The sequence below is a fragment of the Micromonospora sp. NPDC048999 genome (assembly GCF_040649295.1).
Lineage (GTDB): Bacteria > Actinomycetota > Actinomycetes > Mycobacteriales > Micromonosporaceae > Micromonospora.
The window spans coordinates 105,213-123,433 of record NZ_JBEZFI010000004.1 but is presented as its reverse complement, the minus strand read 5'-3'; the positions used below and the strand labels follow the sequence as shown (position 1 = coordinate 123,433).

The following is an 18,221-nucleotide window of genomic DNA, read 5'->3' as shown; positions in this document are numbered from 1 at the left end:
GCTTCCCTCATGGCAGCCGAGGCAGAACCTCGGCCTCGAAGAGCTGGTCAGGTTGGTAGAGGTGGCATCGGGACAGCCGTTCAACATCTGCGGTGCGCGGCCTCAACTCCGGCAACTCCTCCCGGCAGGCCGCGTTCGGAACGCGCGAGACGTACTCGCAACGCGGGTGGAACGAGCAGCCCTTGGGGAGCGCGAGCAGGCTCGGCGGCGTGCCGGGGATGGGGCGCAGCCGGGCCGACGCCCCGGACACCGCCGGGATGCTGCCGAGCAGCCCCCAGGTGTACGGGTGCACCGGCGCTCCGAGGATCGAGTTCACCGGGCCGTACTCGACGCATCTGCCGCCGTACATGACGAGGATGTCGTCGGCGATCTCCGCCACGACACCGAGGTCGTGGGTGATGAACAGCACCGCGGACCCGAACTCCTGCTGCAGATCCATGATGAGGTCGAGAATCTGCGCCTGCACCGTGACGTCGAGGGCGGTCGTCGGCTCGTCGGCGATGAGGAGTTTGGGGTTGTTCACCAGTGCCATCGCGATCATGACGCGCTGGCGCATCCCGCCCGAGAACTGGTGGGGGAAGTCGTCCAACCGGCGCCGGGGGCTCGGGATGCCGACCATGCCCAGCATCTCGACCGCCCGCTCCCGCGCGGCGCGCTTGGACACGTTGTTGTGCTCCCGGTAGGCCTCCATGATCTGGTTGCCCACGGTGAAGAACGGGTGCAGCGAGGACTGCGGATCCTGGAAGATCATCGCGGCGTCGGCGCCGCGGTGGCGTCGCAGCCCCTCCTGGCTCATGCCGACGATCTCGATGCCGCCCAGGTTGATCGAGCCGGTCACCCGAGTGCTCTTGGGATCATGTAGACCCATGATCGCCATGCTCGACACGCTCTTGCCGGAGCCGGACTCACCGACGATGGCCACCGTCCGACCCAGCGGCACCGAATAGCTGAGCCCCTGGACGGCGTGCACCGGGCCGTCGGACGTCGGGAAGGTGACGGTGAGGTCCCGTACGGACAGGAACGGCTCATCGTCCGATCGGCCCCGAGCACGCCGGGTGCGGCCGATGGTCTCGGGCCCGGCCGAGGTGCCGGCGGCGTCATCGGCGGCTTCGCGAGCCGCCGGAACGCGGGCTCCCACGATCTCCTCAGCCATGCTGTCGCCTCGTCTCGAAAGTCCCGGTCGCTGTGCCGAACGCGTGCCGCCACGCGCGCCCTGTGTGGATCATCCAAGCCTCACCCGAGGATCGAGAATGGTGTAAACGATGTCGACGACCAGGTTCATGACGACCAGGGCGACGGCGCCGACCAGGACGGCGCCCATGAGCACCGGCAGGTCGAAGAAGGAGAAGGCCCGTAGCGTCAGCACGCCGAGCCCCGGCAGGCCGAAGATCGCCTCGGTGAAGATCGCTCCGGTCAGCTGGAACGCGAGGTCGAGCCCGAAGATCGTCGCGATCGGTGTGATCGCCGCCCGCAGCCCGTGCCGGTAGACGACCCGGCGCTCACTGATGCCCTTGGCCCGCGCCGTCCGCACGTAGTCCTCACCGAGCGACTCGATCATCGACGCCCGCGCATAACGCGTGTATCCGGCGGCGTTGGTGAGGCCCAGGATGAGCCATGCGGCGACCAGCCCGGACGCCCAGGCGAAGGGATTGTCGAAGAACGGGGTGTACTCGGATCTCGGCAGGAAAGTCCCGGCCAGGTACAGGGCCGCCAGCAGCGCCACGACGAAGTACGGGACCGAACTGATCCCCAACGACGCGCCGACGGCCAGCCGGTCCACCGAGGTGCCGCGCAGCCTCGCCGCGACCGTCCCGGCGAGCACGCCGATGAACAGATAGACCACCGCGCCGCCGATGACGATGGAGAAGGTCACCGGAAGTGCGTTGCCGATCAGCTTCGTGACCGGCTGGCCGAGCTGGTAGGAGTAGCCCAGGCAGGGGGCCGAGCATTCGACGGTGGTGCCACCGGAGGTGAAGGTGCGGCCGACGACGACGCCCTTCATGTATTTGGTGACCTGCGGGAGGAACGGTTCGTCGAGCCCGAGACTCCTGGTGATGTCCGCGATCCGCTCCGGGGTGCAGTTGCGGCCGCACATGGCGCCCGCCGGATCGGTGGGCGCGAGGAAGAAGAGCCCGAAGCTGGCCACCATCGTCACGACGATCACGGAGATCGCGGTAGCGATCCGACGCAGGATATAGCTCAGCACGGCCGGGCTCCTCACAAACTCACGCTGACGTCGGACCGCGGTCCGAGCGGGAAAGACTCGCAGATGACGGAAAGTGCCGCGCTGTGGGCCGCTCCCGGCCGATCCGCATCGGCCGGGAGCGACTCAATCACCAGCTAGCTCTTGAGGAACAGGTTCGGCAGGAACGGCATACCGACCGTGCCGTCGCCCTCACCGCCACCGACGTTGGTGCCGAACAGGATGGCCATCTTGTCGTAGTAGCGGGGGATCGCCACGTACATGTCCATGATCTTCTTGTCGAGCTCGCCCCACTTGGCCGCGGCATCCGCGGCGGGCAGGGCCCCGACGGCGTCGATCTCGGCGTCGAGCGCCGGGTCGCTCATCATGCCCCAGCTCAGGTTGTCCTTGAGGCTCTGGCTGCGGAACAGGACCGGGAACCAGCTACCACCGGTCGGCCAGTCCGAGCACCAGCCGCCGGGCGCCTGACCCATGTTGACCGGCGCGTTGTAGTCGTTGGCCTTGGAGCGCAGGTCGGCGGTGGCAACACCGATCGGCTTCGGCGTGAAGCCGGCCGCCTTCAGCGCGTCCGACCGGATCTGCGTGACCTGCTGCGGGATCGGCTTGGTGTTGTCGTAGTACCAGCTCACCTCGAAGCCGAGCTTGCCCGCGTCCTCGAGCATCTTCTTGGCCGCGGCCGGGTCGCCCGTACCGGTACCGTTCAGGTCGGGCGCCGGGGTGTACTTGTTGTAGCCCGGCACACTCGGCGGCAGGATCGTGGTGGCCGGCTCGGCGATGTAGTCGTTGAGGCCGGCGGCCTTCCAGATCTGGTCGTACGGCCAGGCCTTGGCGATCGCCTTGCGGACCTCCAGCGGGATCTTGCGGGTGTCCATCTGGTACACGATGGTGCACGGGCTGGCACCCCGGACCAGCTGGTTCATCTTGTCGCCGGTCAGCTGCGGGATCAGCGACGAGTCAATGTTCGCGTAGTTGATGGCGCTGGCGTCCGGGCCGGCGCTGTTGAGGACCTGCTGCTGGGTCTTGACGTCGTCCTGGCCCCACTTGAAGTCCCAGGCGTCGACGTACTGGTGGCGCGCCGGGTCGGTGTTGGCGTCCCAGTAGGTGTTCTTCTTGAGCTTGAGCTCCGTGCCCGGGGTGAAGGCGTCGAACTGGTAGGGGCCGGTCGCCATCGGGTTGTTCTTGTAGTCCTGCCGGTTGTCCTTCGCCTGCGGGATCGGCGTGAACATCGAGAAGGTCATGTAGAACGGCAGGTCGGCGAAGGGCTTGTCGAGGTGGATCACCAGGGTGTTGGCGTCCGGAGTCTCGACACCGGCGTAGTTTTCACCGGAGACGTACGGGCCCTTGTACTTGTCGGCGTCCTTGAAGTAGTCGGTCTGGTACGTCGGCCCGTTGATGAACACGTCGTGGGCGAACGAACGCTTGATCGCGTACGCGATGTCCTCGACCTTGACGTCCGTGCCGTCGGCGTACTTGATGCCGGACAGCATCTTGAACGTCCACGTCAGCTTGTCGTCGGAGACCGTCCCGAGGTCGGTCAGGTCCGGCACCAGCACCGGCATGCCCTTGCGGATGATGAACTGCGTGGGCGTACGGAACAGCAGCTTGCCGATCTCGTTCGAGTCGGTGTAGTAGATGTCGGTCGGGTCGAACGTGTTCGGCGTCGACTGCGAGTAGACCGTCAGCGTCCCGCCCTTGCGCGCCCCCGGAACCTCCGGGGCGGGCCCCTTGGCGTTCGGATCGGCCGCCATCTGGTCCTGGGCGATTTCGGACTTGTCCTGCGAGTTTCCGTCCTTGGACTTGGAGTCGCCACAGGCAGTCACGCTCAAGGTGGCCAGGGCGGCCACCGCGACGATAGCCGTTAGTTTCCTCACGACCTCTCACTCCTCTCAGTTACTTGCTGGATGACACCGTCAGCGACGGGTCTTGGGGTCGAAGGCGTCGCGGACGGCGTCTCCGAGGAGGCTCAGGACGAGCACCAGGATCGTGATGCCGAGGACCGGCAGCCACAGGTAGAGCGGCACGGCTCGGTAGTAGGTCTGGGCGGCGGCGATGGTGACGCCCCAGGACGGTGTCGGCTCGGTCAGCCCCACGCCGAGGAAGGTCAGCCCCGCCTCGGCCACGATGTAGCTGGGCAGGGCGAGCGACATCGATACGACGATCGGCGCGACCAGGTTGGGCAGCAACTCCTTGAACAGGATCGCGCGGCTCCGCACGCCCAGCACCCTGGCCGCCGCGATGAACTCCCGCTCGCGTAGCGACAGCACCTGCCCGCGGATCAGGCGGGCGAGGCTCGCCCAGCCGAAGAAGGAGAGCACCGCGATCAGGGAGAAGATGCGGACCTGGCCGACCTGGTCCGGGTCGGTGTTCTCGACGGCGCCGTAGATGACGGAAATGATCACGGCCGGCATCGCGATGGCAAAGATCAGGTAGGGCAGGCTCAACACGAAGTCGATGACCCAACCGAACACCCGGTCGATCCAGCCGCCGAAGAAGCCCGAGATCAAGCCCACCACCACACCGACGATCGTCGTGATGACGGTGACCAGGCCGGCGACCATGAGCGACGGGCGGGCGCCGTAGACCCAGCGGGCGAACAGGTCGCGGCCCAGCCGGGGCTCCACCCCGAACCAGTGCTCGCTGTTGGGGCCATCGATCGGGTAGCCGTAGCGGTCGGTCAACTCGAAGTGGTTCGTGTACGGGTCCTGGCCCTCCAGTTTGGCCAGCAGGGGCGCGAGGATCGCGATCAGGATGTAGACGATGAAGATGGCGAGGCAGACCATCGCCACTTTGTCCTGTCGCAGCCGGATCAGAGCGATCCGTAACGGTGACTTGCTCGTCGTGGCCGGCTTCCCGTCCGGCCCCAACCGCGGTCTCGGCGCCCGCGACTCGGAACTGACCACGACGAAAGGCTTCTCGGCCTCGCGGGAATCGCCGGCACTGCCGAGCTTCCCTTGTGCTGCCGCCCCTGACCCATCCACGCCCTGAAACCTAGTGAGCGTTCAAGGGTGTGGGAATACCTTTGGCGGCCCCATCGATAACAGATAAGTTACATCATTTGCCCGCAGGGGAAAACATCATGATCAATTGGCGGCGATGTACGTCCTGACCTTAACACCCATGCGTAGGCGACGATTGCAAGCAATTTTCGTTGCGGTTCAATAACGACTGACCTAAGAGGACACCGCGCCTACTCAGCCGGCCGTCGCGCCGATTCGGCGTAGCAGCAGATCCTGCAGGTGGGTCAGCGGCTCGTCTCCGCTGCCGGTGCGCCGGCTCCAGCTGCCGTCCGCGGCCAGCTCGAACGCATCCACCTCCGGGCTGAAGGCGGCGGTCAGCACATAGTCGAGTTCGGCCCGGGCCACCGGGTCGCTCACCTGCACCAGCGCCTCCACCCGGCGGTCCAGGTTGCGGTGCATCAGGTCGGACGAGCCCATCCAGACCTCGCCGTCGCCGTTGTTGCCGAACCGGAAGATGCGCGAGTGTTCCAGGAATCGGCCGAGGATCGAGCGGACCCGGATGTTCTCCGACAGCCCCGGCACCCCGGGGCGCAGTGTGCACATGCCCCGGATCAGCAGGTCGACGTGGACGCCGGCCCGGGAGGCCCGGTAGAGGGCGTCGGTTACCTCCTCGTCCACCAGCGCGTTCACCTTGATCTGCACCAGGCCCGGCATGCCGAGCCGGACGTGCGCGATCTCCCGTTCGATCCGCTCGATCAGGCCACCGCGGATGCCCTGCGGGGCCACCAGCAGCCGCCGGTACGCGGTCTGCCGGCTGTAGCCGGTGAGCACGTTGAACAGGTCGGTCAGGTCGGCGCCGATCTCCGGGTCGGCGGTGAGCATGCCGAAGTCCTCGTAGGTCCGGGCGGTCTTCGGGTGGTAGTTGCCGGTGCCGATGTGGCAGTAGCGGCGGATCTGGTTGCCCTCCTGGCGTACCACCAGGGCGGTCTTGCAGTGCGTCTTCAGACCGACCAGGCCGTAAACGACGTGGCAGCCGGCGCGTTCCAGGGTGCGGGCCCAGCCGATGTTCGCCACCTCGTCGAAGCGCGCCTTCAGCTCGACCAGCACCACCACCTGCTTGCCGGCGGCGGCCGCGTCGACCAGTGCGTCCACGATCGGGGAGTCGCCGCTGGTGCGGTAGAGGGTCTGTTTGATGGCCAGCACGCCCGGGTCGGCGGCGGCCTGCTCGATGAAGCGCTGCACGCTGGTGGCGAACGAGTGGTACGGGTGGTGCACCAGCACGGCGCCGTCGCGCAGGGTGGCGAAGACACTGCGCGGCACCTCGCCCTCGGTGAGCCGGGGATGGGTGGCCGGCACGAACGGCGGGTCCTTCAGCTCGGGGCGATCGGCCTCGCCGTAGACCTGCCAGAGCGCGGAGAGGTCCAGCAGGCCGGGCACCCGCAGCACCTCCTGGTCATGCATGTCCAGCTCGCGGACGAGCAACTCCAGCATGCGGTCGGAGATCGAGGCGGCGACCTCCAGCCGGACCGGCGGGCCGAAACGGCGGCGGGCCAGCTCCCGTTCGAGCGCCTGGAGCAGGTCCTCGTCGCGGTCCTCGTCCACCTCCACCTCGGCGTTGCGGGTGACCCGGAACAGGTGGCACTCCACCACCTGCATCCCGGAGAAGAGCTGCCCGAGGTGCACCGAGATGAGGTCCTCCACCGGGATGAACCGGACGCCGGGGGCGTCCCGGGACACCCGGACGAAGCGCGGCACGTTGTTGGGCACCTTCACCCGGGCGAACAGCTCCGAACCGCCGTCCGGGTCGCGTACCGAGACGGCGAGATTCAACGACCGCCCCGAGATGTACGGGAACGGGTGCGCCGGGTCCACCGCGAGCGGGGTGAGCACCGGGAAGATGTGCTCCCGGAACCAGGTGCGCAGCCGTTCCCGTTCCGGATCGTCCAGCTCACCCCAGCGCAGGATCCGGATGTCCTCCTCGGCCAGCCTCGGCAGCACGTCCTCGACGAAGCAGGCGGCGTGCCGGGCGACCAGGTCGGCGGCCTTCTCCGCGATCAGCTCCAGCTGCGTCCGCAGCGGCAGCCGGTCGCCGCCGCGGATCGGTAGGCCGGCGGAGAGCCGCCGCTTCAGCCCGGCCACCCGCACCATGTAGAACTCGTCGAGGTTGCTGGCGAAGATGGCCAGGAACTTCACCCGTTCCAGCAGCGGCGTACGCGGATCCTCGGCCAGCGCCAGCACCCGGGCGTTGAAGTCGAGCCAGGAGAGCTCCCGGTTGAGGAACCGGTCCTCGGGCAACGGCTGCGCCCCCACGCGTTCGGCGTACGGGCCGGGGCCCTCGACCGGGTCGAGCGACTCCTCCAGGCCGGTGGAGGCAGCCGCGGCGTCCAGGTCGGTCGGGTCGACGGCGAGGTCCTCCTCCGGCGCGCGGACCCGGCGGAACCGGCCGTCGGTGTCCCGGGGGCGGACGCCGTTGCGGGGCGCCGCCGGCCCGGGAAGGTGCTGCGTGCTCTCGGGGTGCTCGCGAGGGGTGCTCACCACCTCATGATTCCCCGATTCGGGTGAACCGAAAATGAACTCGGGGCAGCTTGCTCAGGCCATCGTCGGCAACGTCACGCGGATGATCTCGCCCGCGGCGTCCCGCTCGATCCGGACCCGCTGGCCGAGCCGGAGCAGCCGCAGCCCGGAGGCGTCGAAGGCGCGGGCCGGGAAGGGCAGCTCGGTGCCGTCGTCGAGCAGCAGCACCCCGCTACGGGTCGACGCGTCGTAGGTGGCCACCGTGCCCTGCATGCCAGCACCGTACCCGACGGCCTGGCTGAGCAGTGCCGCCGTGCGTGGACCCGCCCCCAGCCGCGCGGCGGCGGCCAGGTCGGCGGGAGTGTCCACGTCCCGGCGCAGGGTCGGCCAGTCGCCACCCAGCGGCAGCGCCCCGCTCGCCGCGTGCGCCGCCGCCGAGCCCACCCCGAACCGGGGGTCCAGCGGCACGCCGGCCGGGGCGGCGAGCAGCACGGTGCCGCTGGCCGGGGCGTCGGCCACGAACCCGCGTACCCCGGGCGGACCGGCTCCGACGGCCCGCAGCGCTGCGACGAGCTCGGCCGGGCGCAGCGCCGGCAGGTCGGCGGTGAGGCCGGCCACCGCGGCGTTCGGACCGGCGACCGCCGCGCCGTGCCGGAAGGCCGCGTTCAGCCCGGCGCCCGGGTCCGGCGCCACCCGCGCGCCGGCCGCCGTCGCCTCGGCCGCCACCCGCGCGTCGTCGCTGACCACCAGGACCTCGCCCACCGCCGGGCAGGCCCGCACCGCGCGGACCGTGTCGGCCGCCAGCGCCAGCGCCAGCGCCTCATGGGGTATGCCGGGCAGCGCGCCCCGCAGGCGACTCTTCGCCGCCCCGAGGCGCTTCACCGGCACCACGACGGTCCAGGTCGGCTCGGGCACGAGACCATCCTGCCAGTCGGACGGCGGTACCCTCACTGGCCGGACTCAGGGCGAGCAGGCATGATTTCGTCGCGGGCGTGGCGTGCGGGTCGGGGCACTACGAGGAGGCAGGGTGGCACCGCGGAGGCTGGGATTCTGGCAGTGGCTGGCCGTGGTGCTGGTCAAGCCGGTGCTGTTCGTCTGGACCCGGCGCACCTGGCGGGGCATGGAGCACCTGCGCCACCCCGGCGGCATCATCATCGTGCCGAACCACATCTCGCACGCCGACCCGCTGGTCTCCGCGCACTTCATCCACGACGCCGGGCGCTGGCCGCAGTTTCTCGCCAAGGCCAGCCTGTTCCGGGTGCCGGTGATCGGCTGGATCCTGCACCGGTGCAAGCAGATCCCGGTGGAGCGCGGCAGCATCGAGGCGGCAAGGTCGCTGGACAAGCTGGTCGCGGCCTTGCGGGAGGGCGGCGCGGTGGTGATCTACCCGGAGGGGACCACCACCCGCGAACCGGACCTTTGGCCGATGAAGGGCAAGACCGGGGCGGCCCGGCTGGCGCTGGCCACCGGCGCGCCCGTGATCCCGATCGCCATGTGGGGGCCGGAGCGGATGTTCAACCCGCGCACCGCCCGGCTCGGGCTGCGCCCGCGGACCCCGGTGACGGTGGTGGCCGGGCCCCCGATCGACCTGAGCAAGTGGGCGGGCGCCACGCCGACCCGGGCCACCCTGGAGGAGATGACCGACGTGATCATGCTGCGGATCCGCGACATGGTCGCCGAGATCCGTGGCGGCACCCCACCGCCGCTGTGGGAGCGTCCCGCCACCCGGCGAGGCAGCCGTGAGGCCGGACAGTGAGCGGGCATGTCGCGGTGCTGGGGGCGGGGTCGTGGGGGACGGCGTTCGCCAAGATCCTCGCGGACGCCGGTCGGGAGGTGACGATCCTGGCCCGGCGGCGGTCGGTGGCCGAGGCGATCCGGACCGAGCGCCGCAACCCGGAATACCTGCCCGACGTGCGGTTGCCCGACCGGGTCACCGCGACCGGTGACGCCGAGGAGGCGATCGCCGGGGCCGAGGTGGTGGTGCTCTCCGTGCCGTCGCAGACACTGCGCGGCAACCTCGCCGCGTGGACCCCGTACCTGGACCCCGACGCCACGCTGGTCTCCCTGATGAAGGGCATCGAGCTGGGCACCACCAAGCGGATGAGCCAGGTGATCATGGAGGCCGCCGGGGTGCCGGCCGATCGGGTGGTGGTCGTCTCCGGGCCCAACCTGGCCCCCGAGATCGCCGCCGAGCAGCCCGCCGCGACCGTCGTCGCCGGCACCGACAGCCGCCGGGCCGCCCTGGTCCAGTCGTCCATCCGGACCCCGTACTTCCGCCCGTACACCAACGACGACGTGGTCGGCTGCGAGCTGGGCGGGGCGGTGAAGAACGTAATCGCCCTGGCCTACGGGATCGCCACCGCGATGGGATTCGGCGACAACACCCGCGCCATGCTGATGACCCGGGGCCTGGCCGAGACCGCCCGGCTGGGCGTGGCGCTCGGCGCCGACCCGCTCACCTTCGCCGGTCTGGCCGGCATGGGCGACCTGGTCGCCTCCTGCTCCTCCCCGCTGGCCCGCAACCGCACCTTCGGCGAGCACCTGGGCCGGGGGGAGACGCTGGAGCAGGCGCAGGCGGCCACCCGGCAGACCGCCGAGGGTGTGAAGAGCTGCCTGGCCATCCGGGACCTGGCCCGGGCACACGGGGTGGAGATGCCGATCACCGAGCAGATCGAGCGGATCTGCCACGAGGGGATGGATCCGCGGCTCGCCGTGGACGCCCTGATGAGCCGGACCGCGAAGCCCGAGTCGTACGAGTGAGGCGGCCATGAGCGAGCGGAGCGAGCGAATCATCGGGCACTGTGCGCTGGAGTCTCATGCGGCCGCTGAGCGGAGCGAGGCGGCTGCATGAGCGACTGGGGTGACGGCACCCGCAGCGTGCACGCCGGGCTGCCCACGCCGACGCCGGGGGCGCCGTTCCTGCCCGGGCCGGTCTTCGCCGCGCCCTACCACGTCGACCCGTGGCAGGGGCCGGCGGCGGCACCCAACGGGTACGGCCGGCCCGACAACCCGACCCGGCGGCTGCTGGAGGCGGCCATCGGGGAGCTTGAGGGCGGGGACTGCCGGGTCTTCGCCAGCGGCCAGGCGGCCATCACCGGGCTGCTGCTGGCGCTGCTGCGCCCCGGCGACACGGTGCTGCTCCCGACCGACGGCTACTTCCCGGTACGCGGGTTCGCCACCGACACCCTGGCCGGCATCGGCGTACGTGTCGACTTCGTGCCGACCGCCGGCCCGTACCCCTCCTTCGAGGGTGTCCGGCTGGTGCTGCTGGAGACCCCGGCGAACCCCGGCCTGGACGTGGCCGACGTGCCGGCGCTGGCCGCCGCCGCGCACGCCGCCGGGGCGCTCGTCGCGGTCGACAACACCACCGCCACGCCGCTCGGGCAGCGCCCGTTGGACCTCGGCGCCGATGTGGTGGTGGCTTCCGGCACCAAGGCGCTCACCGGCCACTCCGACCTGCTACTCGGCTACGTGGCGACCCGCTCCGCCGAACTGCTCGACCCGGTGACCGCCTGGCGCACCACCACCGGCGGGGTGCCCGGGCCGTTCGACTGCTGGCTGGCCCACCGCTCGCTGGCCACCATGGACCTGCGGCTGACCCGGCAGGCCGCCAACGCGGAGGCGCTCGCCCGGCTGCTCGCCGGCCGTGCCGACGTCGCCGGCCTGCGCTGGCCCGGGCTGCCGGAGGACCCGGCGTATCCGGTGGCCTCGGTCCAGATGCGACGGATGCCCGGGGTGCTCTCGTTCGACCTGGGCGACGCCGACCGGGTGGCCCGGTTCATCGACGCGTCCCGCCTGGTCGCCGCCGCCACCTCGTTCGGCGGGGTGCACACCACCGCCGACCGGCGGGCCCAGTGGGGCGACGACACCACCCCCGGCTTCGTCCGGCTCTCCTGCGGCATCGAGGACACCGCCGACCTGGTGGCGGATGTCGCTGCCGCGCTGGACGCCAGCGCGGCCTGACGTGCCTCAGGGCCGGACGCCGGGGCGGCCCGACCGCGTCGGCTCCGCTATCGTGACGGGCAGCCACGGCCCCCTGGGCCCCGACCCGAGGAGGTGAGACCGATCCACCAGCGAAGGACCGGCGCCCCCTCCGAGTCCGCGTCGCCCCGAGACTAGGCGACGCCGGGAGCGCCGACGAGCGCTCCCGAAAGGCATTTCCATGGCACCGTTTCATCCCGACCGCCCCGCCCTCGTCGCCCGGCTGCGCGCCGCCGGCTGCGTCTACGCCGAGGACGAGGCGGAGTTGCTGGTCGCCGCCGCCGACACGGCCCCGGCGCTGGCCGACCTCGTCGATCGCCGGGTCGCCGGCCGGCCGCTGGAGCACCTGCTCGGCTGGGCCGAGTTCTGCGGCCTGCGGGTCGCCGTCGACCCCGGGGTGTTCGTGCCCCGGGGGCGGACCGCCCTGTTGGTCTCCGCCGCCGCGGCGGCGGCCGGGCCGGCACCCGCCGTGCTGGACCTCTGCTGCGGCTCGGGCGCCGCCGCGCTGGTGCTGCGCGGCCGGCTCGATCCGCGCTGGCTGGCTGCCGCCGACATCGACCCGGCCGCTGTGGCCTGCGCCCGCCGCAACCTTGCCCCGCTGGGCGTGCCCGTCTACCAGGGCGACCTGTTCGGGCCCGTCCCGCCCGAGTGGCGGGGCCGGCTCGACCTGGTGGTGGCGAACGCTCCGTACGTGCCGAGCGGCGCGCTGGCGCTGATGCCGGCGGAGGCGAGGCTGTACGAGGCGCCGGTGGCGCTGGACGGCGGCGTGGACGGGCTGACCGTGTTGCGCCGGGTCGCGGCCGGCGCGGCCGAGTGGCTCGCCCCGGGCGGGCACCTGGCGGTCGAGGTCAGCGCCGCTCAGGCCGAGGCGCTCTGCGGGCTGCTGGCCGCGGCCGGCCTGGTGCCGACCGTGGTGCACGACGAGGAGCTGGACGCGACGGCGGTCACCGCCCGCCGACCCGCCTGAGCGCGACGGCCGGCACCTGGCCGGGTCGGCGCCGCGGGCGCCGGCCCGGCCGAGGGCGGGGCGGGGTCAGCCGCGCGGCGGCGCGCTGGTGAAGGCTGCCCAGGCGGCCGAGGGAAAGACCAGCACCGGGCCGGCCGGGTCCTTGGAGTCGCGGACCGCGACCGCCTCCGAAAGCAGCGCCGCCTCGACGCACGCGCCCTCGTCGCCACTGTGGCTGCTCTTGCGCCAGCCGCTGGCCGGCGGGCGGGGGCTGTTCGTGCCGTTCATCACAACGTTCTACCTCTCGTTCAACAGGCGGAGGAGCTGTTCCCGACTGGCCGCCGGGCTCAGCGCCACGGTCCGCAGGTGCTCCATGATCTTGGTGCAGGTACGCAGGTCGCCCGGCCGGTCCAGGACCATCTGCCCGGCGACCGTCTCCACCGAGGCGATGATCGGGTCCTCCGGGTCGGCGAACTCCAGGATGTGCAGCGAGCCCCGGGTGCCCCGGTGGTAGCCGGCGGCGAGTGGGATCACCTGGACGGTGATGTTGGGCAACTCGCCCATCTTCAGCAGGTGCTGTAACTGGCCCTCCATCACGGACCGGCCGCCGACCGGGCGCAGCAACGCGCCCTCGTCGAGGATGGCGTCGAATATCGGCGGATCGTCATCCGTGAGCCGCTGCTGCCGGTCGAGCCGCAGCTTGACCCGCTGCTCCACCTGCTCGTCGCTGAGCGTGTGCGGGCCGCCGCGCATCACGCCACGGATGTAGTCGGCGGTCTGGAGCAGCCCGGGCACCACCGAGGGTTCGAAGTTGGCTATCCCGGTCGCCTCCGCCTCCAGGGCGATGAAGTCGATGGTCCGCCGGTCCAGCAGGTACGAGTAGGAGACCCACCAGCCGGGCTTGCGGGCGTCCTTGGCCAGTTGGACCGCCGCGGCGATCTCGTCCGGGCTCACTCCGTAGAGGGTGAGCAGGGCGCGCACGGTGGCCGGGGTGACCAGGGTCTGCGCGTTCTCGTAGCGGGACAGGGTGCTCCGGGTGCTGTTGATCTCGTCGGCCGCGGCCTCGAGGGTCAGGCCGGCGGCCTCCCGGTGGGTTCGCAGGGCGATGCCGAGCCGTCGGGCCCGGGCGGTCTTAGGCGCCATGCATCGATGGTCGCACATCCAGCGGGAAGATGGGCGTGAGAGAATGTCGATGAGAGTTGCATTCACGCGTGTCCACCTGTCAATCTGTATCCACGTCCTCACCACCGGTTGTCGTGGCGACGGTGGTGGTGAGCGACCGGAGGGGATGGGGCGCGCGGTGGTCGGGTTGGATCTCCCCCACAACCCGACCGCCGCGTGCCCCTACCGGCGGAACCGACGGGAAGGGGATTGCATGACGATGGGCTGCCGCCCCCCGGGCGGCGGTGTACGGGGATGACCCGCTTCCTCGTGGTCCTCACCGACGTCCGGCCCCTCGACGGCCTGGCGCGCAACGAGCGGGTGAGCCCGGAGCGCCGCCGACAGGTGGTCGGGGCGAGCAGCCGGGAGGCGGCGGACCGGATCGCCGGCGCCTTCATGGCGCTGGGCATGGTCCGCGCCGGACGGCAGCGGGTCAAGGTCATCGCGGTCGGCCGCCGCCCCCGTGATCTGGAGCACCTGGGCTGAATCCGCCCGCCTCACGGACCCGAACGAGTCGGGGCGGGACGTCGGGCGGCCGGTGGCAGGTCCCGCCACCGGCCGCCCATCTCCCCGGGTATCGGCTACCCGCTCTCGGGACGCGCAGTAAGGTCAACCGGGTGAGCGCCACCGGCGAGCACGGCCAGCCGCAGTCGCGACGAAGAGGTGACCACCAGTGACCACCCCTGGCAAGACCCGTGTGGCGATCGTCTTCGGTGGTCGCAGCCCCGAGCACGGCATTTCCTGCGTCAGCGCGGGCAGCGTGCTGGGTGCGCTGGACCCGGACGAGTTCGAGATGGTTCCGGTCGGCATCACCCGGCAGGGCCAATGGGTGCTGACCAGCGGAGACCCGAGCCAGCTGGCGATCCAGGACCGCAAACTGCCGGAGATCACCTCCAGCTCCGGGGCCGAGCTGTTGCTGCGCGCAGACCCGGCGGCGGGTGGCCTGTTGGTGCTCGACCCGACGCAGGGCCCTCGGGCCCTCGCGGACGTGGACGTGGTCTTCCCGGTACTGCACGGCGCGTACGGCGAGGACGGCACCATCCAGGGGATGCTGGAGATGGCCGACATCCCGTACGTAGGGGCGAACGTCTTCGCCTCCGCCGCCGCCATGGACAAGGAGTTCACCAAGAAGCTCTGCGCCGCCGAGGGCATCCCGGTCGGCCCGTACGTGGTGCTGCGCAACGGGATGACCATGACCGAGGAGGACAAGGAGCGGCTGGGCCTGCCGGTGTTCGTCAAGCCGTCCCGGGCCGGCTCCTCCTTCGGCATCACCAAGGTCGACGACTGGGCCCAGCTCGACGCGGCGGTCGCGGTCGCCCGGGAGATCGACACCAAGGTGCTGGTCGAGGGGGCCGTCGCCGGTCGCGAGATCGAGTGCGGGGTGCTGGAGGGCGAGGCCGGCGGCGCCCCGGAGGCGTCGGTGCTGGCCGAGGTGCGGATGGTCGGCGACCGCGACTGGTACGACTTCGAGGCCAAGTACATCTACGCCGACGAGGTCTGCGAATACGACGTGCCGGCGAACCTGCCCGAGCGGGTCACCCGTCAGGTGCAGGAGTACGCCACCCGCGCGTTCACCGCGCTGGACTGCTCCGGCCTGGCCCGGGTCGACTTCTTCGTCACTCCCGAGCTGGACGTCTACCTCAACGAGATCAACACCATGCCGGGCTTCACCCCGACGTCGATGTTCCCGAGGATGTGGGCGGCGAGCGGCCTGGAATATCCCAAACTGGTCAACCGCCTCATCCGCACCGCCCTCCGCCGCGCCGGCCGCTGACCGACCCGGCCCGTGCCGGCCGCTGACCGACCGGCCTGCGACGGCGGGCGGTCAGCCGGAGCAACCGGCGGGAGCGGTCTCGGCCGACGGGACCGAGGCGACGATCGCGTCGGAGATCTGGGCGACCCACTGGAGCGGCGGGTCGTACGCCTTCGGCACCTTGACCCGGACCGGGACCTCCCGGTCGACGGCGGTCAGCACCGCGGCGTCGTCCTCCTGCACCGGGTACCAGCAGACCCCGTTGACCCGCCACACGTCACCGGTCGCCGGGATGCAGCCGTCGGCCGGTTGATCGGTCGACGCGCCCGGAGCGGACGAGGGACACAGCTCGAGCTGCGGCATGCCGCCGCAGGAGACCGTCAACGCCGGGTCGCCGTACGCGGCGTTCTGCTCGGCGCCGGCGGTGACCGGCCGCTGCTGCAGGTCGCGGACGCTCGCCGGGAGCTGCGACACCAGAGCGAGGCAGACCGTCGCCGGCCGCTGCGCCAGGACCGGGGCCGGCATCTCGACCGGGGCGGTCGACTGCGGCCGGACGACGGTCGCCGACGGGCTCGGCGTGGCGGCCGGTGCCGGCGGGGCGAGCTTGGCGAAGGTGAACCCGGCCACCACCAGGGTGATCGGCGCCGCGATCAGGGTCGCCCAGAGCGCCGCACTGCGGGTGGACCGGTCGCGGCGCGGGGCCGACTCGGCCGGGCGGGACTCGTCGGAGGCGGGGGAAGAAGTGATCTCGTCCACTTACAGACGCACCACCGAACACGTGAGGGTGCGGGTGATGCCGGGCACCATCTGCACCTTGCTGACGATGAGTTTGCCGAGCTCGTCCACGCTGTTCGCCTCGGTGAGCACGACCACGTCGTAGGGCCCGGTGACGGCGTCGACCCGCACCACGCCGGCAAGGTCCGCGATCTGACCGGCCACGTCACGCGCCCGACCGACCTCGGTCTGGATGAGGATGTACGCCTGAACCACGACTCGACCTCCGTCCGTCGCCGCATGGGCGGCCCGAGGGGTGAAACTACCCTACCGAGCAGGTGTGATCCCGATCGGTGGCCGGCTGGACGCGGTGAGCGAGGACACGCCGGGACGTGGTGCGGAAACGCGAAGACGGAAGAGCGCGACGAGAGGACAAGATGACGGTCGCGGGTGTGGGCGAGTTCGGGCTGATCGACCGGGTGACCGCCCGACTGACGTACGGGGAGAGTTGCCTGCTCGGCCCGGGTGACGACGCGGCGGTGGTGGCGGCGCCGGACCGGCGGGTGGTGGCCTCCACCGACGTGCTGGTCGAGGGGCGGCACTTCCGCCGGGACTGGTCCGGGGCGCGGGACATCGGACACCGGGCGGCGGCGGCCAACCTCGCCGACATCGCGGCCATGGGGGCCACCCCGACCGCGCTGCTCGTCGCCCTCTGCATCCCGGCCGAGCTGGACACGAGTTGGGCGGAGGAACTGGCCGACGGGCTGGGCGCCGAGGCCGCCCTGGTCGGGGCGGGCGTGGTTGGCGGCGACATGTCGGCCAGCCCGATCATCACGATCGCGGTGACCGCCCTGGGCGACCTGGGCGACCGGCCGCCGGTGGTCCGCTCCGGGGCCCGTCCGGGGGACGTGGTGGCGCTCGCCGGGCGCACCGGTTGGGCGGCGGCCGGCTACACCGTGCTCTCCCGGGGCTTCCGGACACCCCGGCTCCTGGTCGAGGCGTACCGCCGCCCCGAGGTGCCGTACGGTGCCGGGCCGGAGGCCGCCCGGCACGGCGCGACCGCCATGATCGACGTTTCCGACGGGTTGCTCGCCGACCTCGGGCACGTGGCGCGGGCCAGCGGCGTGGCGATCGACGTGACCCGGGACGCGTTCGAGGTGCCCCGGCAGATGCGCGACGCGGCCCAGGCGCTCGGTGTCGACCCGTACTCCTGGATCCTGGCCGGCGGCGAGGACCACGCGCTGGCGGCGACCTTCCCGGCGGGGGCGACGCTGCCGGCGGGCTGGCAGCCGATCGGGCAGGTGACCGAGGGCGCCGGGTTGACCGTGGACGGCGCCGCGTACGAGGGACCGACGGGCTGGGACCACTTCCGCCGGACGGAGTGATCCGTGGCTGAGTGCGCCGGCCGACCCCGGGCGGAGCGGACTCTGGCCGTAGTCTTACCTGACGTGAGCGAGATCGAGATCCAGGCGCGGCGCTTCGACGCCCCCGAGTCGCAGGCGTTGATCCGGGCCGCCCTGGCCGACCTCGGCCAGCGCTACGGCGGCAACGGCGACGACACGCCGGTCGACGCGGCGGAGTTCGAGCCCCCGGCCGGCACCTTCCTGGTCGCCTACCTCGACGGGCAGGCGGTGGGCTGCGGCGGCTGGCGCAGCCACGGCGACGACGGCGAGACGGCCGAACTGAAGCGGATGTACACCGTGCCGACGGCCCGGGGTCGGGGCGTCGCCCGGTCGGTGCTCGCGGCCGCGGAGCGGTCGGCGCGGGAGCAGGGCCGCAAGCGGGTCATCCTGGAGTGCGGCGACAGGCAGCCCGAGGCGATCGCGATGTACACGTCGGCCGGCTACGAGCGGATTCCGAACTTCGGCTTCTACCAGGACGAGCCGGGCTGCCTGTCCTTCGGCCGTACCCTCTGACCGCCGCGCCGGGTCGGCCCGCAGTCGGGCCGGACCCGGCGGCCCGGCCCGAGTGGGCCGGGCCGCCGGCGGTTCA

18 protein-coding genes and 1 pseudogene are annotated in these 18,221 nt (G+C 71.5%); 8 read left to right on the top strand and 11 right to left on the bottom strand.

Features of this window, described 5'->3' with window-relative positions; genetic code table 11:
* Nucleotides 1-7: 7 nt before the first annotated feature.
* The 7 genes and pseudogenes from AB0C02_RS08495 to cofC all read right to left on the bottom strand — a co-directional run.
* Entirely contained in the window at nucleotides 8-1,153 is a 1,146-nt protein-coding gene (locus tag AB0C02_RS08495) for an ABC transporter ATP-binding protein (RefSeq protein ID WP_357542595.1), read from the bottom strand.
* A gap of 69 nt (nucleotides 1,154-1,222) precedes the next feature.
* Complete coding sequence (locus tag AB0C02_RS08490) at nucleotides 1,223-2,206, bottom strand: ABC transporter permease (protein WP_357542593.1); 984 nt, start codon at nucleotides 2,204-2,206, stop codon at nucleotides 1,223-1,225.
* Nucleotides 2,207-2,340: 134 nt separating this feature from the next.
* Complete coding sequence (locus tag AB0C02_RS08485; protein ID WP_357542591.1) at nucleotides 2,341-4,074, bottom strand: ABC transporter substrate-binding protein; 1,734 nt, start codon at nucleotides 4,072-4,074, stop codon at nucleotides 2,341-2,343.
* Between the two features lie 39 nt (nucleotides 4,075-4,113).
* Nucleotides 4,114-5,103, bottom strand: a complete 990-nt coding sequence (locus AB0C02_RS08480; protein WP_357542589.1) for an ABC transporter permease — start codon at nucleotides 5,101-5,103, stop codon at nucleotides 4,114-4,116.
* 291 nt (nucleotides 5,104-5,394) lie between these two features.
* On the bottom strand, nucleotides 5,395-7,695 hold the full coding sequence (locus AB0C02_RS08475) for an RNA degradosome polyphosphate kinase (protein WP_357542587.1): 2,301 nt from the start codon (nucleotides 7,693-7,695) through the stop codon (nucleotides 5,395-5,397).
* A gap of 54 nt (nucleotides 7,696-7,749) precedes the next feature.
* Nucleotides 7,750-7,947 (bottom strand): cold-shock protein, encoded by a 198-nt coding sequence (locus AB0C02_RS08470; protein ID WP_357542876.1) that lies wholly within the window; start codon nucleotides 7,945-7,947, stop codon nucleotides 7,750-7,752.
* 30 nt (nucleotides 7,948-7,977) lie between these two features.
* A pseudogene (cofC, locus tag AB0C02_RS08465) lies at nucleotides 7,978-8,589 on the bottom strand (2-phospho-L-lactate guanylyltransferase); the annotation flags it as partial.
* A gap of 112 nt (nucleotides 8,590-8,701) precedes the next feature.
* Here cofC and AB0C02_RS08460 point away from each other — a divergent pair.
* The 4 genes from AB0C02_RS08460 (at nucleotide 8,702) to AB0C02_RS08445 (ending at nucleotide 12,622) form a co-directional block, all read left to right on the top strand.
* A complete protein-coding gene (locus AB0C02_RS08460; protein ID WP_357542585.1) occupies nucleotides 8,702-9,430 on the top strand; it encodes a lysophospholipid acyltransferase family protein in 729 nt (242 codons plus the stop codon).
* Complete coding sequence (locus tag AB0C02_RS08455) at nucleotides 9,427-10,434, top strand: NAD(P)H-dependent glycerol-3-phosphate dehydrogenase (RefSeq protein WP_357542583.1); 1,008 nt, start codon at nucleotides 9,427-9,429, stop codon at nucleotides 10,432-10,434. The genes AB0C02_RS08460 and AB0C02_RS08455 overlap by 4 nt, the downstream gene beginning before the upstream one ends.
* Nucleotides 10,435-10,521: 87 nt before the next feature.
* Entirely contained in the window at nucleotides 10,522-11,637 is a 1,116-nt protein-coding gene (locus AB0C02_RS08450) for a cystathionine gamma-lyase (RefSeq protein WP_357542581.1), read from the top strand.
* 193 nt (nucleotides 11,638-11,830) lie between these two features.
* Nucleotides 11,831-12,622 carry a putative protein N(5)-glutamine methyltransferase gene (locus AB0C02_RS08445; protein WP_357542874.1) on the top strand — a complete coding sequence of 264 codons (792 nt, stop codon included), beginning with the start codon at nucleotides 11,831-11,833 and terminating at the stop codon, nucleotides 12,620-12,622.
* A 66-nt stretch (nucleotides 12,623-12,688) separates the two neighbouring features.
* On the opposite strand, the gene AB0C02_RS08440 is transcribed toward AB0C02_RS08445, so the two are convergent.
* Together AB0C02_RS08440 and AB0C02_RS08435 are read right to left on the bottom strand one after the other, a co-directional pair.
* Entirely contained in the window at nucleotides 12,689-12,889 is a 201-nt protein-coding gene (locus tag AB0C02_RS08440; protein WP_357542579.1) for a DUF397 domain-containing protein, read from the bottom strand.
* Nucleotides 12,890-12,898: 9 nt separating this feature from the next.
* Nucleotides 12,899-13,744, bottom strand: coding sequence for a helix-turn-helix transcriptional regulator (locus AB0C02_RS08435; RefSeq protein ID WP_357542577.1), 846 nt, complete (start codon nucleotides 13,742-13,744; stop codon nucleotides 12,899-12,901).
* Nucleotides 13,745-14,017: 273 nt separating this feature from the next.
* Here AB0C02_RS08435 and AB0C02_RS08430 point away from each other — a divergent pair, with 273 nt between their 5' ends.
* Nucleotides 14,018-14,248 (top strand): hypothetical protein, encoded by a 231-nt coding sequence (locus AB0C02_RS08430; RefSeq protein WP_357542575.1) that lies wholly within the window; start codon nucleotides 14,018-14,020, stop codon nucleotides 14,246-14,248.
* A 187-nt stretch (nucleotides 14,249-14,435) separates the two neighbouring features.
* Entirely contained in the window at nucleotides 14,436-15,536 is a 1,101-nt protein-coding gene (locus tag AB0C02_RS08425; RefSeq protein ID WP_357542573.1) for a D-alanine--D-alanine ligase family protein, read from the top strand.
* 51 nt (nucleotides 15,537-15,587) lie between these two features.
* Here the strand turns inward: AB0C02_RS08425 and AB0C02_RS08420 are convergent, their stop codons facing one another.
* Both AB0C02_RS08420 and AB0C02_RS08415 read right to left on the bottom strand, forming a co-directional pair.
* A complete protein-coding gene (locus AB0C02_RS08420) occupies nucleotides 15,588-16,262 on the bottom strand; it encodes a DUF3515 family protein (RefSeq protein WP_357542872.1) in 675 nt (224 codons plus the stop codon).
* 9 nt (nucleotides 16,263-16,271) lie between these two features.
* A complete protein-coding gene (locus AB0C02_RS08415; protein WP_357542571.1) occupies nucleotides 16,272-16,505 on the bottom strand; it encodes an Lrp/AsnC ligand binding domain-containing protein in 234 nt (77 codons plus the stop codon).
* Between the two features lie 161 nt (nucleotides 16,506-16,666).
* Between AB0C02_RS08415 and AB0C02_RS08410 the strand changes: the two genes are divergently transcribed.
* Both AB0C02_RS08410 and AB0C02_RS08405 read left to right on the top strand, forming a co-directional pair.
* The gene (locus tag AB0C02_RS08410; protein ID WP_357542569.1) at nucleotides 16,667-17,614 is read left to right on the top strand and encodes a thiamine-phosphate kinase; all 948 of its coding nucleotides are present in this window, start codon (nucleotides 16,667-16,669) and stop codon (nucleotides 17,612-17,614) included.
* A 63-nt stretch (nucleotides 17,615-17,677) separates the two neighbouring features.
* Nucleotides 17,678-18,145: a GNAT family N-acetyltransferase gene (locus AB0C02_RS08405; RefSeq protein WP_357542567.1), complete on the top strand. Its 468-nt coding sequence runs from the start codon at nucleotides 17,678-17,680 to the stop codon at nucleotides 18,143-18,145.
* The last annotated feature ends 76 nt before the right edge of the window (nucleotides 18,146-18,221 follow it).

Bases quoted from the DNA above. Each gene is read 5' to 3' on its own strand.
- AB0C02_RS08440 (WP_357542579.1), bottom strand. From the start codon at position 12,889: ATGAACGGCACGAACAGCCCCCGCCCGCCGGCCAGCGGCTGGCGCAAG.
- AB0C02_RS08435 (WP_357542577.1), bottom strand. From the start codon at position 13,744: ATGGCGCCTAAGACCGCCCGGGCCCGACGGCTCGGCATCGCCCTGCGA.
- AB0C02_RS08410 (WP_357542569.1), top strand. From the start codon at position 16,667: ATGACGGTCGCGGGTGTGGGCGAGTTCGGGCTGATCGACCGGGTGACC.
- AB0C02_RS08430 (WP_357542575.1), top strand. From the start codon at position 14,018: ATGACCCGCTTCCTCGTGGTCCTCACCGACGTCCGGCCCCTCGACGGC.
- AB0C02_RS08495 (WP_357542595.1), bottom strand. From the start codon at position 1,153: ATGGCTGAGGAGATCGTGGGAGCCCGCGTTCCGGCGGCTCGCGAAGCC.
- AB0C02_RS08470 (WP_357542876.1), bottom strand. From the start codon at position 7,947: ATGCAGGGCACGGTGGCCACCTACGACGCGTCGACCCGTAGCGGGGTG.
- AB0C02_RS08450 (WP_357542581.1), top strand. From the start codon at position 10,522: ATGAGCGACTGGGGTGACGGCACCCGCAGCGTGCACGCCGGGCTGCCC.